The 13227-nt window shown below is 71.7% G+C and carries 12 protein-coding genes; 9 read left to right on the top strand and 3 right to left on the bottom strand.

Translation table 11 applies throughout. The features are described from left to right. Positions 1 to 44: 44 nt before the first annotated feature. The 3 genes from D3272_RS02125 (at position 45) to D3272_RS02115 (ending at position 2790) form a co-directional block, all read left to right on the top strand. The gene (locus D3272_RS02125) at positions 45 to 1289 is read left to right on the top strand and encodes a M48 family metallopeptidase (RefSeq protein WP_165361177.1); all 1245 of its coding nucleotides are present in this window, start codon (positions 45 to 47) and stop codon (positions 1287 to 1289) included. 98 nt (positions 1290 to 1387) lie between these two features. Then, positions 1388 to 2212, top strand: a complete 825-nt coding sequence (gene hutG, locus D3272_RS02120) for an N-formylglutamate deformylase (protein ID WP_129217472.1) — start codon at positions 1388 to 1390, stop codon at positions 2210 to 2212. Then, positions 2209 to 2790 (top strand): HutD/Ves family protein, encoded by a 582-nt coding sequence (locus D3272_RS02115; protein WP_281010581.1) that lies wholly within the window; start codon positions 2209 to 2211, stop codon positions 2788 to 2790. The genes hutG and D3272_RS02115 overlap by 4 nt, the downstream gene beginning before the upstream one ends. A gap of 51 nt (positions 2791 to 2841) precedes the next feature. On the opposite strand, the gene D3272_RS02110 is transcribed toward D3272_RS02115, so the two are convergent. After that, positions 2842 to 3030, bottom strand: coding sequence for a hypothetical protein (locus D3272_RS02110; RefSeq protein WP_129217401.1), 189 nt, complete (start codon positions 3028 to 3030; stop codon positions 2842 to 2844). A gap of 234 nt (positions 3031 to 3264) precedes the next feature. Between D3272_RS02110 and D3272_RS02105 the strand changes: the two genes are divergently transcribed. Continuing rightward, positions 3265 to 6186, top strand: coding sequence for a PAS domain-containing hybrid sensor histidine kinase/response regulator (locus D3272_RS02105; RefSeq protein WP_245496328.1), 2922 nt, complete (start codon positions 3265 to 3267; stop codon positions 6184 to 6186). 10 nt (positions 6187 to 6196) lie between these two features. Here the strand turns inward: D3272_RS02105 and D3272_RS02100 are convergent, their stop codons facing one another. After that, positions 6197 to 7024, bottom strand: coding sequence for a hypothetical protein (locus tag D3272_RS02100; RefSeq protein WP_165361176.1), 828 nt, complete (start codon positions 7022 to 7024; stop codon positions 6197 to 6199). A 657-nt stretch (positions 7025 to 7681) separates the two neighbouring features. Further along, a complete protein-coding gene (locus D3272_RS02095) occupies positions 7682 to 7900 on the bottom strand; it encodes a hypothetical protein (RefSeq protein ID WP_129217399.1) in 219 nt (72 codons plus the stop codon). 181 nt (positions 7901 to 8081) lie between these two features. On the opposite strand from D3272_RS02095, the gene D3272_RS02090 reads away from it, so the two are divergent. From D3272_RS02090 to D3272_RS02070, 5 genes are read left to right on the top strand one after another with little or no spacing between them, the layout of a single operon-like run. Continuing rightward, positions 8082 to 8813 carry a FadR/GntR family transcriptional regulator gene (locus tag D3272_RS02090; RefSeq protein WP_129217398.1) on the top strand — a complete coding sequence of 244 codons (732 nt, stop codon included), beginning with the start codon at positions 8082 to 8084 and terminating at the stop codon, positions 8811 to 8813. Continuing rightward, positions 8810 to 9982, top strand: a complete 1173-nt coding sequence (locus tag D3272_RS02085; protein ID WP_129217397.1) for an aminotransferase class I/II-fold pyridoxal phosphate-dependent enzyme — start codon at positions 8810 to 8812, stop codon at positions 9980 to 9982. The genes D3272_RS02090 and D3272_RS02085 overlap by 4 nt, the downstream gene beginning before the upstream one ends. Before the next feature lie 28 nt (positions 9983 to 10010). After that, positions 10011 to 11273 carry an ABC transporter substrate-binding protein gene (locus D3272_RS02080; RefSeq protein WP_129217469.1) on the top strand — a complete coding sequence of 421 codons (1263 nt, stop codon included), beginning with the start codon at positions 10011 to 10013 and terminating at the stop codon, positions 11271 to 11273. 31 nt (positions 11274 to 11304) lie between these two features. Beyond that, entirely contained in the window at positions 11305 to 12237 is a 933-nt protein-coding gene (locus D3272_RS02075) for a carbohydrate ABC transporter permease (protein WP_245496327.1), read from the top strand. A 1-nt stretch (position 12238) separates the two neighbouring features. Continuing rightward, entirely contained in the window at positions 12239 to 13081 is an 843-nt protein-coding gene (locus D3272_RS02070) for a carbohydrate ABC transporter permease (protein ID WP_129217396.1), read from the top strand. The last annotated feature ends 146 nt before the right edge of the window (positions 13082 to 13227 follow it).

Below are 13227 nucleotides of genomic sequence, written 5' to 3'. Positions count from 1 at the left end.
GGACCTGGAGCGAAGCCGCTCCAGGGCGCACCGGAGGACCCATCGTGCTGCTGACCGTCTTCATCGCCGCCACCCTCGCCTGGACGGGCCTGTCGCTCGTCCTGTCGGCGCGGCAGACCGCCCACGTGCGACGGCACCGCGACGCCGTGCCGGTGGAATTCGCCGCCCACGTGTCGCTCGACGAGCACCGCAAGGCCGCCGACTACACGGTGGCGCGGGAGGGCCTGGCGCGGTTCGAGACGCTGGTCGGGACGGCGCTGACGCTGGCCTGGGTCCTGGGCGGGATCGGCCTGCTCCATCGCGCCCTGTCCGGGCTGCTCGTGCCGGGCTCCCTCGGCTTCGGCGTGGCCTTCCTGGTGGCGGCGGCGGGCATCGGGGCGCTGCTCGACGTGCCCACCGACCTGTACCGCAAGTTCGGGATCGAGCGCCGCTTCGGCTTCAACCGCACCGGCCCGCTGACCTTCGCGGCGGACCTGCTGCGCCGCTGGGCGCTGTCGCTCGCCGTCGGGGTGCCGCTGGTGGCGGCGGCGCTCTGGGCCATGCGGGCCTTCACGGGCTTCTGGTGGCTGTGGGCCTGGATGGCGCTGCTGCTGCTCATGGTGGCGGCGCCGGCCGTCTACGTCCGGCTGGTCGCGCCGCGGTTCAACACCTTCACGCCCCTGGAGGACGGGCCGCTGCGCGCCGGCATCGAGCGGCTGCTGCAGGGCGCGGGCTTCCGCTCCTCCGGGCTCTTCACCATGGATGCGTCGCGCCGCACCGCGCATGGCAACGCCTATTTCATCGGCTTCGGCCGCGCCAAGCGCATCGTGCTGTTCGACACGCTCATCGCCAAGAGCCGCCCCGAGGAGATCGAGGCCGTGATCGCGCACGAACTCGGCCATTTCCGCCACCGGCACATGTGGATCGGCCTCGCCCAGAGCGCCGCCGTCACCTTCGTGGGGCTGGCGGCCTTCGGCTGGCTGGTGAAGCAGCCCTGGCTGCTGCCGGCCTTCGGGCTCACGGCCGGCGACGACGCCGTGCGGCTGTTCCTGTGCCTGCTGCTGGCCTCGGTGGTGAGCCCGCTGCTGGCCCCGCTGTCCAACTGGATCTCGCGCCGCAACGAGTTCCAGGCCGACGATTACGCGCGCCGCACGGTGGGCGCCGCCCCGCTGATCAGCGCCCTGACGGGCCTCGCGCGCGACAATGCCGCCACGCTGACGCCTGACCCGCTCTACGCGCTGGCGCATTACTCGCACCCGCCCGTGCCGATCCGGGTGCGCCACCTCCGCGAGAACGCCGCGGGGGCGTGAAGTCCGCGCGGCCGTCGCCCCTCGGCGTTGCCGACCTCGGCGGCGTCGACCAAGATGGCGGCGACGCCGCGCGACACACCCGAGGGAGCCGCCCCGTGATTCCACCCGATTGGCTCGACATCCGGCGCGGCACCGCCCCCCTCCTGGTCAGCCTGCCCCACACCGGCACGGCGATCCCGCCCGAGATCGAGGAGCGGCTGGTGTCGCCCTGGCTCGCCCGCAAGGACGCTGACTGGTGGATCGACCGCCTCTACGATGTCGCGGCGGAGCTCGGCGCCACGACGGTCCGCACGGCGGTGTCGCGCACCGTCATCGACGTGAACCGCGACCCGAGCGGCGTCTCGCTCTACCCCGGGCAGGCGACGACCGGGCTCTGCCCGACGACGACCTTCGACGGCGAGCCCCTGTACCGCGCTGGCCGGGACCTCGCGGACGGCGAAGCCGAGGAGCGCCGCAGCCGCTGGTTTGACCCCTACCATGCGGCGCTCGACGACGAGGTGGCGCGGCTCAAAGTCGCCCACGGGCGCGTCGTGGTCTACGACTGCCATTCCATCCGCTCGGTGATCCCGCGGCTCTTCGCCGGGCGCCTGCCGGTCTTCAACATCGGCACCGCCGGCGGGGCGAGCTGCGCCGCGGTCCTGTCGGAGGGCGTCGCCGCCATCTGCCGCGACACGGGACGGAGCTGGGTCGTCGACGGCCGGTTCCGCGGCGGCTACATCACGCGCCGCCTCGGCCGTCCGGAGCAGGGCGTCCACGCCATCCAGATGGAACTCGCCTGCCGCGCCTACCTGCGCGAGCCCGAAGGCCCGGTGTCGGAGGCCGACTGGCCGGTGCCTTACGACCCCGCCCATGCGGCCCCGGTCCGCGACGCGCTCCTGCGCGTCCTGCGCCACTGCCTCGCCGTCGCGGCGGGGCCGGCGTGACGGCCGCACCCCGCATCCTGAGGGCCGCCGAGGGGCGGCGCATGCCCTGGAAGAACGGCGGCGGCGAGACCACGGAGATCCTCGCCCATCCGGCCGGCGCGGGCCTCGACGCCTTCGACTGGCGCATCAGCATGGCGCGGGTCGCAGCCGACGGCCCGTTCTCGGCCTTCCCCGGGATCGACAGGACGCTGACGGTGCTGGACGGGGCGGGACTGGACCTCGCCATCGGCGGCGCGGCGCCGGTGCGGCTCGATCCCGCCTCCGGGCCCCTGAGCTTCCCGGCCGATTCACCCTGTCACGGCCGGCTCGTGGCCGGCCCGGTGACGGACCTCAACGTCATGACGCGGCGCGGGCGGTTCTTCCACGCCGTGACGCGCTTCGACGGCACGGATGGCCTGCCTGAGGTCCCGGCCGGCGGCATCGTGCTGGTGCTGTGCCTCGCCGGCCGGATGCCTTCCGGTTCCGGCGACGCGATGCTGGGTCCCCGCGACGCCGTCGTGCTGGCGCCCGGGGACACGTGGCGGCCACCCGCGCCGGACGTCGTCGCGGCGCTGGCCGTCGTCGTGGGGCCGGCCTGAGACTGCGTGAACGAACGCTCGTCTCCGACGAAGCTCCGGCCCGGCGGCGGATCACATGTGCCGGTGCTTGACCGAGTGCTTCACCCGGCGCGAGCCGACGGTGGAGTCGGTGGGGTTCTTGGAGTCCCCGACGCTGCCCGCCTGGGAATTATGCGCGCTGGCGGCCTGGGCCGGCACGGACAGGCCGGCGAGCGGCACGGCCAGGACGGCGAGGGCGGCGGCGAATTTGATGGATGTCATGACGGACTCCTCTGAAAGGTCCTGCAACCCAATACGATATGACAACCGTCATGGTTGCAGGGGGCCGCGGCCGTCGCGCGCGGAGTCCCGGTACGGCGGGCGCCGTCCTGGCGGTGGCTGGAAAATCGTGCGACAGGTGACGTCGGAACAGCATCCAGGTTCAATGATGTCGAAGCGTGCCGTGTCGATGACGAGCCTCACGCTGCCGCGGCGTCCGGAGCCGGGGATCCCGGCGTGACGGCGGGCTCCGCTCCGGAAACGGCAGGCACCTGGACCGAGGCCGAGCGCGTCGCGGCGCTCCGCCGCTACGGCGTGCTCGACACGCCGCGCGAGGCAGCGTTCGACGACATCGCCGAGATGGCGGCGAAGGCCTGCGGCACACCCATCGCGCTGATCGACTTCATCGATGCCGACCGGCACTGGTTCAAGGCCGAGGTGGGCCTGGGACTGCGGACGGTGCCGCTCGCCTCCGATCCCTGTTGGCGGGCCCTCGCCGGGACCGACCTGCTCGAAGTGCCGGATCTGCTGGAGATGTCGGATCTGCCGGGCTTCGCCGCCCGCCCGCCCGCGGCCGTCCCGCAGGCGCGCTTCTACGCCGGCGTCCCCCTGCTCACGCCGGAGGGCCTGCCGGTCGGCGTGCTCTGCGTCATGGACCGGGTGCCCGGCCGGCTCGCGGAGCCGCAGGGCTTCATCCTGCGGGCCCTCGCCCGAGCCGTGATGGACAGGCTCGAACAGGGCAGGGCCATCGCCGAGCGGGACGCCGCGCTGGCCCGCCAACGGCGGGCGGAGTCGCGCAGCCGCCTCATGCTCGACAGCGCCGTCGACTACGGCATCATCAGCTTCGACCTCGCCGGCGCCGTCACGTCCTGGAACGAGGGCGCCCACCGCATCCTGGGCTGGAGCGAGGCCGAGATGATCGGCCGGCATGCCGACCGGATCTTCACCCCCGAGGACGTCGCGGTCGGCCTGCCGGCGGCCGAGATGGAGGAAGCCCTCGCCACCGGGCGCGGGCGCGACGAGCGCTGGCACGTCCGCAAGTCCGGCGACCGGTTCTGGGCCGACGGCGAGGTCATGGCGCTGCGCGACGACGGCGGGGCCGTCACGGGCTTCGTCAAGATCATGCGCGACCGCACCGAGCAGCACGTGGCGCTGCGGGCCCTGCGCGACAACCAGGAGCGCATCGAGACGGCGCTCGACACGGGGCTGCTGGGCTTCTTCGACTGGGACGTCGCCCTCCAGCTCATCCGGGGCGACCGGAGCTTCGCCGCCTTCCACGGGCTCGACCCCGAGCGCCTGGCGGACGGCGGCGTGCCGCTCGATGAGGTCGCGGCCGTCATCCATCAGGACGACCGCGCCGCCGTCGCGGCCAGCGTCGGCAGCGCGATGGCGGCCTCGGGCTCCTATTCCAAGCAGTTCCGCACGCTCAAGCCGGACGGGACGTTGCGCCACCTGATGGTGCGCGGCCATTGCTACGAGCGCGACGGCGACAGGGCGCTCCGCTACACCGGCGTCGCCGTCGACGTCACGGCCAGCAAGGCCGCCGAGGAGGTTTCGCGCCAGAACCAGGCCCGCTACCGGTCGCTGTTCTCGTCGATCGACGCCGGGTTCTGCATCATCGCCATGAAGTTCGACGGCGAAGGGCGGGCCGTCGACTACCGCTTCGTCGAGGTCAACCCCGCCTTCGAGCGCCAGACCGGCATCGTCGACGCCCTCGGCCGCTGGATGCGCGACCTCGTGCCCGACCACGATCAGCATTGGTTCGATCTTTACGGCCGCGTCGCCCTGACCGGGGCGCCGTTGCGCACCGAGCAGGAGGCCGAGGCGCTGGGCCGATGGTACGACGTCCACGCCTACCGGGTCGACGAGCCGGACCGGCACCACGTCGCCGTCCTCTTCAACGACATCACGGAGCGCCGCCGCACCGAGACGGCCCTGCAGGAGCTCAACGCCACGCTCGAACAGCGGGTGGCCGAGGAGGTCGAGGAGCGGGCCCGCGCCGAGGAGGCGTTCCGCCAGTCGCAGAAGATGGAGGCCGTGGGGCAGCTCACCGGCGGGGTCGCGCACGACTTCAACAACCTGCTCACGGTGCTGAAGTCCTCGACGGACCTGCTGCGGCGGCCCGGCCTGTCGGACGAGCGCCGCGGCCGCTACCTCGACGCCATCTCGGAAACCGTCGACCGCGCCGCCAAGCTCACCGGCCAGCTCCTGGCCTTCGCCCGCCGCCAAGCCCTCAAGCCCGAAGTCTTCGACGCCGTCGACCGGCTGCGCACCGTGGCCGACATGCTCGACACGGTGCTGGGCGCGCGCATCCGCGTGTCGCTCGACCTGCTCGAAATCCCCTGCCACGTCCGCGCCGACGCGAGCCAGTTCGAGACCGCGCTGGTCAACATGGCGGTGAACGCCCGAGACGCGATGGGCGGCGAGGGGACGCTCACGCTGCGCATCCTCGGCGACGCCGACCTGCCCCCCATCCGGGGCCATGCCGGTGCGGCCGGACCCTTCGCGGCCGTGTCGCTCACCGATACCGGCGACGGCATCCCGGCCGAACACCTGGCGCGGATCTTCGAGCCCTTCTTCACCACGAAGGAGGTCGGCAAGGGCACGGGGCTCGGCCTGTCCCAGGTCTTCGGCTTCGCCAAGCAATCGGGCGGCGACGTCGACGTCGAGAGCGAGGTCGGCCGCGGCACGAGCTTCACGCTCTACCTGCCCCAGGTGGCGGGCGAGCCGACGCAGCGGAGCGAGGGCGACACGGCCGGCGGTGCCGTGGCGGGCGGGGGCGGGCGGCGCGTGCTCGTCGTCGAGGACAACGTCGAGATCGGGCGCTTCGCCACCCAGATCCTCGAAGACCTCGGCTATCGCGCCGAATGGGCCAGCAACGCCGCGGACGCATTGGCGCGGCTCGCCGAGGGCGCCGGGGACTTCGACGTGGTCTTCTCGGACGTCATCATGCCGGGCGGCATGAACGGCGTCGACCTCGCCCATGCCATCGGCCGCCTCTACCCGAGCCTGCCCGTGGTGCTGACGTCCGGCTACAGCCACGTCCTCGCCGAGGAGGGGCCCCAGGGGTTCGAACTCGTCCAGAAGCCCTATTCGGCCGAGCAGCTGTCGCGCGTCCTGCGCCAGACGATGCTGCTGCAGCGACGTCGCCGCGGCTGAGCCGACTGCGTCAAGGCGCCGCCGCGGCGAAGCCCGCCACGCAGGTGAAACGGCTTCCCGCAGCCGAAACGTCGGGCGCGAAGACGACGCGCCCGAAGGCCACGTCCGCCTGGGCGATGGTGGCGATGCGCGTCGAAGCCCGACCGAGCGGCAGGCCGCGGGGGTCCTGCGCGTCGCAGCGGACGTCGACGTCCGACACGTCGCGGCCGAGCACGTTCACCACGACGACGTGAACCTCCGTGCCGGCCCGGTCGGCGCCGACCTGCCCGACCGTCACGGGCAGCGCCGCAGCGGTGCCGGCCGGCTCGGTCCGGCCCAGGCCCTCCTGCAGCGGCGGTGCCTTGGGCGACGCCACCGTCGGCAGCGGCGGCTCGGGCGGGGCCGGAAGGGCCGCGAGGGCGCGCGCTGGCGGCGTCGGGGCCGGCGCCGGATCCGGCTGCGCCCTTGCCGGCTGCGCCGCTGTCGGCTGCGCCGCCGCCGCGACGGACGGGGGCGCGCTGGCTCGCGGTGCCGCCGGATCCTGCGGCGCCGGCTGCGGGACGGCCGACGCCGGCGGAGTCGTCAGGGCGGAAGGCGTGTCGCTCACCGCCGCCACGGCATCGGCGGGACGCGGGATCGGCAGGGGCACGTCCTCGGGCAGCCGGCGCGCGACGCGCTTGGCCCGCTTCGGCTCGGTACCGTCCGCGACCTCGGGTACCGTGCCGGTGACCACGGGGTCCTTCGGCACCTCGGCCTCGGCCGGCCTGTCGGCATCCCGTGGAAGTTTCGGCGTGCGCCCGATCTTCGCTTCGCCCGCCGACTGAGAACCGCGGAGGGGCTTGGGGCTGTCCGGCGCCAAGCCATCCCGTGCTGCTTCGCCGTCCTGTGCCGCTTCATCGTCCCGTGCCGTCACTCCGTCCCGTGCGGCCTTCGCGTCGCGACGGGTCTTGGCATCCCGATGGATCTTGGCATCGCGAAAGGTCTTGTCATCGCGATGAGCCTCGGAAGCGCGATGGGCCTCGGAAGCGCGGTGGGTCTTGGAGCCGCGCCGTGTCGCTGGATCCCGCGGCGGCGTCGCGGCGTCCGGCGTCACCACTGCGGCGACACTCCCGGACGTCGTTCCCGCGCCCCGCGACCGTGCCGCTCCGCTATCGGGCCCGGCGCCGCTCCGGCTTCCGGACTCCATCCAGCTCCGGCAGAATTCGTTGCAGGGCAGGGGTTGCCCGCGCGTGGCCTCGCCTGCGGAGGCCTGCACCGTCACCGCCACCAGCAGCACCGCCCCGTAGCCGCCGCATCGGCGCGTCCATGACGTGCGATCCCGCATCGATCCATCCCCGGACGTTGAAACCGTCGGTATCGATATGGGGCGGAGAGCCGTCGCGGCAGCCAGGTGCCGATGATTTGCTCCGAAATTTAATTAACGTCCGGTTAAGGACTGATCGCGCCGAGCGGCGACCCGGCATGGAAAAAGCCCGGCCGAAGCCGGGCTCGCATCACGTCGGAGACAGATGGCCGATCACTCGGCCGCGGCGAGGCCGCCCATCGTCTCGGGGGCGAAGTGGCCGCACCAGTCCTTCTCGGACACGACGGGCCACAGGCCATGGGCATCGGGGCCCGGCTGCGACACGGGCGGGTTGAAGCGGCACAGGCCGCCGTCGGACGCCGCCTGGTCGTTGTTGCCGTGGTGGTCGTCGAAGAAGGCGCAGTTGCCGCAGGCGCCGGACACAGAAGCCATGAGACCCTCCAGAAACTTGCGGATTGCCGATCCGCTCTTAGACTGGAATGGTTATAGATTGGATTGGTTCCAATGTGAAGCGGCAATCTCGGGCGCTCGTCCATCTTGACGCACCCATGGCCCCGGGTGATGATCGGACGTCAGACCAATTTTCGAACTGGAGGGCGCCGATGTCGCCGCCATGCCGTCCCCGGTGCCGCGCATGAAGGAGGCGGCGAGCCTCGCCCCCTTGCCCGCCGCGGACCGCATGACGGCGGTGTCGGGTGCTCTCGCGCGCTTCATCGCCGAAGCGGCGTTGCGCCCCGGAGACCGTTTGCCGACCGAGCGGGCCCTGATGGAATCGCTCGCCGTCGGACGCTCGACGGTGCGGGAGGTGCTGCGCCAGTTCCAGGCGCGCGGCATCGTCGAGACTCGGGGCGGCAGCGGCACCGTCCTCAAGCGCGCCCTGTCGGCCGACGCCATTCACCTGCCGCTGACCATCGACACCGGCGCCCTGCGCGACCGGCTGGTGCAGACGCTCGAGGTCCGCCGCGGGCTCGAGATCGAGGCGAGCGCGGTCGCGGCGCACCGCGCCGGGCCGGACGACATCGCCCGCATGGAAGCGCGGCTCGACGCCATGGAGGCCGTGCACCTCGAGAAGGGCACGGCGGGGCGCGAAGACCTCGCCTTCCACCTGTCGATCTACGACGCCGCCCACAACCCCCTGTTCCGCCAACTGCTGGAGCAGATCCGGGAAGCCTTCGAGGGCTTCTTCGACAAGCCCTTCGACCGGCCGGACTTCGCCCGCCGGTCCTTTCCCTTCCACCGCGAACTCTTCGACGCCATCCGCAGCCGGAATGCGGAGCTGGCGCGGGACAGGACGCGCGCGATCCTGGCCATCGTCGCGGAGGACATCGAGGCCATGTCGGCATGATCCAGCTCCCCGACCGTTTCGCCGAAGCCGAGCGCATCGTCGCTCACGACGGGCCCCACGCCTTCGAAGCCGTGGTGCCGCCCATCGTGCAGACGTCGCTCTTCACCTTTGCCACCGTGTCCGACATGGTGGAAACCTACGCGGGGCGGCGGAGCCGCGACGTGTATTCGCGCACCACCAACCCCACCGTGTCGCTGTTCGAGGCCAAGATGGCGGCGCTGGAAGGCGCCGAGGAGGCCATCGGCTTCCCGAGCGGCATGGCGGCGATCTCCGGCAGCGTGCTCGCCTTCGTGTCGCCGGGAGACCGCATTCTGTGCGTCCGCCACGTCTATCCCGACGCCTACCGGCTGTTCGAGACCCTGCTGAAGCGGCTCGGCGTCGCCGTCGACTACGTCGACGGGGGCGACCTCGCCGCCGTCGCGGCGGCGTTGCCGGGCGCGCGGCTCCTCTACCTCGAGAGCCCCACGAGCTGGACCATGGAGGCCCACGACGTCGGGGCGCTGGCGGCGCTGGCGAAGCGCCACGGCGTCCTGAGCCTCATCGACAATTCCTGGGCGACGCCGGTCTTCCAGCGGCCCCTGTCGCTCGGCGTCGACCTCGTGCTGCATTCGGCCTCGAAATACATCGGCGGTCATTCGGACGTGGTGGCGGGCGTGGTGGCGGGGCGGTCCGAGCTCGTGTCCCACATCCGCCGCACCATCTGCCCCTATATCGGGGCCAAGCTCGCCCCCCTCGAGGCCTGGCTGCTGCTCCGGGGCCTGCGCACCCTGCCGGCGCGCCTGCGCCAGCACGAGGCCGCGGCCCTCACCGTGGCGCGGCGCCTCGTCGAGGCGCCCGGCGTCACGGCCGTGTGCCACCCGGCCCTCGCCGGGGCGCTGCCGCCCGGTCTGCACGGCACCAGCGGGCTGTTCTCCTTCGTCTTCGACGAGAGCGTCGACATCCCGGCCTTCTGCGATGCGCTGAGGCTGTTCAAGCTCGGCGTGAGCTGGGGCGGGCACGAGAGCCTCGTCGTCCCGGCGCTGGTGACGCGCGTGCAGGCGGCGGGCCCGAACTCGGCCGTCGATTTCGGCGTGCCCGACCGCATGGTCCGGCTGCATGTCGGGCTCGAAGGCACCGAGGCGCTGTGGGCGGACCTCGCCGGGGCGCTGCAAGCCGCCACGACACCATGACGGACAGACCGGAGGGACCCCGACAATGCTGAAACGCCTGCTCCTGAGCGCCACCGCCGGCCTTCTCCTCTTCGGCGCCGAGGCGCGGGCCGACACGACGCTGAAGCTCGTCGAGGTCATCACCAGCCCCGAGCGCACCGACACGTTGAAGACCATCGTGGCGGGCTTCGAGAAGAGCCACCCGGGCGTCCACGTGGAGATCACCTCGCTGGCCTGGGGCTCGGCCTTCGAGAAGTTCGCCACCATGGTGTCGGCCGGCGACGTGCCCGACGTCGTAGAGATGCCGGATCGCTGGCTGTCGCTCTACGCCGGCAGCGGGCGGCTCGAAAGCCTCGAGCCCTACCTCGCCAAGTGGGACGGGACGGCGGGGCTGAACGAGCGCACGCTGCAACTCGGCCGCTACGTCGACAAGACCGCCTACATGCTGCCCTACGGCTTCTACCTGCGCGCCCTGTTCTACAACAAGGTGCTGTTCAAGCAGGCCGGCATCGACGCGCCGCCGAAGACGCTGGAAGACTTCGCCGCCGCCGCCAAGAAGGTGTCGGCCCTGCCCGGCAAGGCCGGCTATTGCCTGCGCGGCGGCCCCGGCGGGCTCAACGGCTGGATGATGTTCGGCGCCACCATGGCGGGCTCGGCCGAGTTCTTCAAGCCCGACAACAGCTCGACGCTGGCCGATCCCGACTGGATCAAGGGATCGCAGTTCCTGGTCGACCTCTACAAGAGCGGCGGCGCCCCGAAGGACAGCGTCAACTGGGGCTTCAACGAGATCGTGGCGGGCTTCTATTCCGGAACCTGCGCCATGCTGGACCAGGACCCGGACGCGCTGATCGCCATCGCGCAGCGCATGAAGCCTGACGAGTTCGGCGTCGCCACCATGCCGAAGGGTCCCTCGGGCCGCGCCTATCCGACGCTCGGCTACGCGGGCTGGTCGATGTTCAAGGCGAGCCAGCACAAGGACCTCGACTGGGAGCTGATCGCCACGCTCGACGGCCCCGCCGGCAACATCGCCTGGAACCAGCGCACCGGCGCCCTGCCGATCTACAAGGCCGCCGAGCAGGACCCGTTCTACAAGGGCGAACAGTTCAAGGGCTGGTTCGACGAGCTGGCCGACAAGGACGTCGTGCCGCTGATCATGCCGACCTACCTGCCGGGCTTCGGATACTTCGCCGATTCCATCGCCGTGAAGTCGAGCCAGCAGGCGCTCCTCGGCCAGATCACGCCCGAGGCCATGAACCGGCAATGGGCCGCCGTGCTGACCCGGGACAAGCAGAAGGCGGCCGCGAAGCCATGAGGCGCGCGGCGGTCTCGCGTTCGGTCGCCGCGTGACGGCCGCCGCGACGGCTGCCGGGGCGGCTCCCCGGCGCTCGGCCAGGCGCCGGCTCGCCCTGGTGCTGGAGCCCTACCTCTACACCGTGCCGTCGGTGTTCCTCATCGCCCTCATCATGCTGGTGCCGCTGGCGGTGGGGCTCTCCTACGCGTTCCGCGACCTCGTGCTGCTCGATCCCGACAGCGGCGGCTTCGTCGGGCTCGACAACTTCCGCACCCTCGCCGCCGACGCCGCCTTCTGGAACGCGCTCGGCAACACCGTGACCTGGACGGTCTCGTCGGTGGTGCTGCAGTTCGGGCTCGGCCTCGTGCTGGCGCTGCTGCTCGACGTGCCCTTCCGGGGGCGCGGCCTCGTCCAGGCCCTGGTCTTCCTGCCCTGGGCGGTGCCGTCCTTCCTGTCGGGGCTCGACTGGGCCTGGCTGTTCAACCCCGTGGTGGGGCCGCTGCCGCACTGGTTCGTGGCGCTCGGCCTGATGACGACGCCCGATAACCTTCTGTCCTCGCCCGACCACGCCATCTGGGGGCCGATCGCCGCCAACGTCTGGTGGGGCGTGCCCTTCTTCGCCATCACGCTGCTGGCGGCGCTGCAATCGATCCCGCCCGACCTCTACGAGGCCGCCGCCATGGACGGGGCGGGCGCGGTGCGGCGCTTCCGCGCCATCACGCTGCCCTTCCTCGCCCCCACCATCGCCATCACGATCATGCTGCGCACCGTGTGGATCGCCAATTTCGCCGACCTCATCGTCGTCATGACGCGGGGCGGGCCGGCCGATTCCACCCAGATCCTGTCGAGCTACATCTTCACCCAGGCCTTCCAGCGGCTCGACTTCGGCTATGCGTCCGCCGTGGCGGCCGTGCTGCTGGTCCTGCTGCTGGCCTATGCCGCCGTGCTGGTGACGCTGCGCCAGACGTTCCTGGCGAGGCGCTGACATGCGGGCGCACGTCCTCCGCCGCCGGCTGTTCAGGGTCCTGCATGCCGGGCTGCTCGCCTGCTTCCTGGTCTTCGCCCTGTTCCCGCTGTTCTGGCTGCTGAAGGTGTCGGTGACGCCCAACGACCTCCTGTATTCGGAGGGCGTGCGGCTCTGGCCCTCGCGCATCACCTTCGACCATTACGCCTCGGTGATCGCCCACACGGAGTTCCCGCTGTTCTTCCGCAACAGCGCCATCGTGTCGAGCTCCACCGCGCTGCTGTCGACGCTGGTGGCGTCGGGCGCCGGCTACGGCTTCTCGCGCTTCGCCTTCCGGGGCCGGGCCGCCATCGTGGGCCTCATGCTGGTCAGCCAGATGTTCCCGCTGGTGATGATCGTGGCGCCGATCTTCCGCCTGCTGTCGCCGCTCGGCCTCACCGACAGCCTGACGGGCCTCGTCGTGGTCTACACGGCCTTCAACGTGCCCTTCGCGACCTTCCTGATGCAGTCCTTCTTCGACGGCATCCCGCGGGACCTCGAGGAGGCCGCCATGATCGACGGCGCCAAGCGCTTCCAGGCGCTGCGCCTCGTCGTGCTGCCGCTGACGCTGCCGGGCCTCGCCGCGACGCTCGGCTTCGTCTTCACGGCCGCCTGGAGCGAACTGCTCTTCGCCCTGATGCTGAACTCGTCCGCGGCGGCCAGCACCTTTCCGGTCGGGCTGCTGGCCTTCGTGTCGAAGTTCTCGGTGGATTTCGGGCAGATGATGGCGGCGGGCGTGCTGGCGTTGATCCCCGTCTGCGCCCTGTTCTTCGTCATCCAGCGCTACCTCGTCCAGGGCCTCACGGCCGGCGCCGTGAAGGGGTAGGGGCCTGCCCGGTCGGTCGACGTGGATCCGTGCCGCCCCGTCCCACCGCGAGGGTCGGCCCTCCAGGACCATCGTCGAGCGATGACGGCAGCGACGGTCGAATGCCACTCGTGATAGTAGGTGGCCCACTCCGCCATGTGGGGCTC

It is taken from the genome of Lichenibacterium ramalinae (assembly GCF_004137085.1).
Lineage (GTDB): Bacteria > Pseudomonadota > Alphaproteobacteria > Rhizobiales > Beijerinckiaceae > Lichenihabitans > Lichenihabitans ramalinae.
Note: the sequence above shows the minus strand (reverse complement) of the source record. Positions and strands in the feature narration are given on the sequence as shown.

What these genes read in the sequence shown, in the direction of transcription:
- D3272_RS02110 (WP_129217401.1), bottom strand. Translation starts at nt 3,030, where the DNA reads ATGACATCCATCAAATTCGCCGCCGCCCTCGCCGTCCTGGCCGTGCCG.
- D3272_RS02095 (WP_129217399.1), bottom strand. Translation starts at nt 7,900, where the DNA reads ATGGCTTCTGTGTCCGGCGCCTGCGGCAACTGCGCCTTCTTCGACGAC.
- D3272_RS02090 (WP_129217398.1), top strand. Translation starts at nt 8,082, where the DNA reads ATGCCGTCCCCGGTGCCGCGCATGAAGGAGGCGGCGAGCCTCGCCCCC.
- D3272_RS02085 (WP_129217397.1), top strand. Translation starts at nt 8,810, where the DNA reads ATGATCCAGCTCCCCGACCGTTTCGCCGAAGCCGAGCGCATCGTCGCT.
- D3272_RS02070 (WP_129217396.1), top strand. Translation starts at nt 12,239, where the DNA reads ATGCGGGCGCACGTCCTCCGCCGCCGGCTGTTCAGGGTCCTGCATGCC.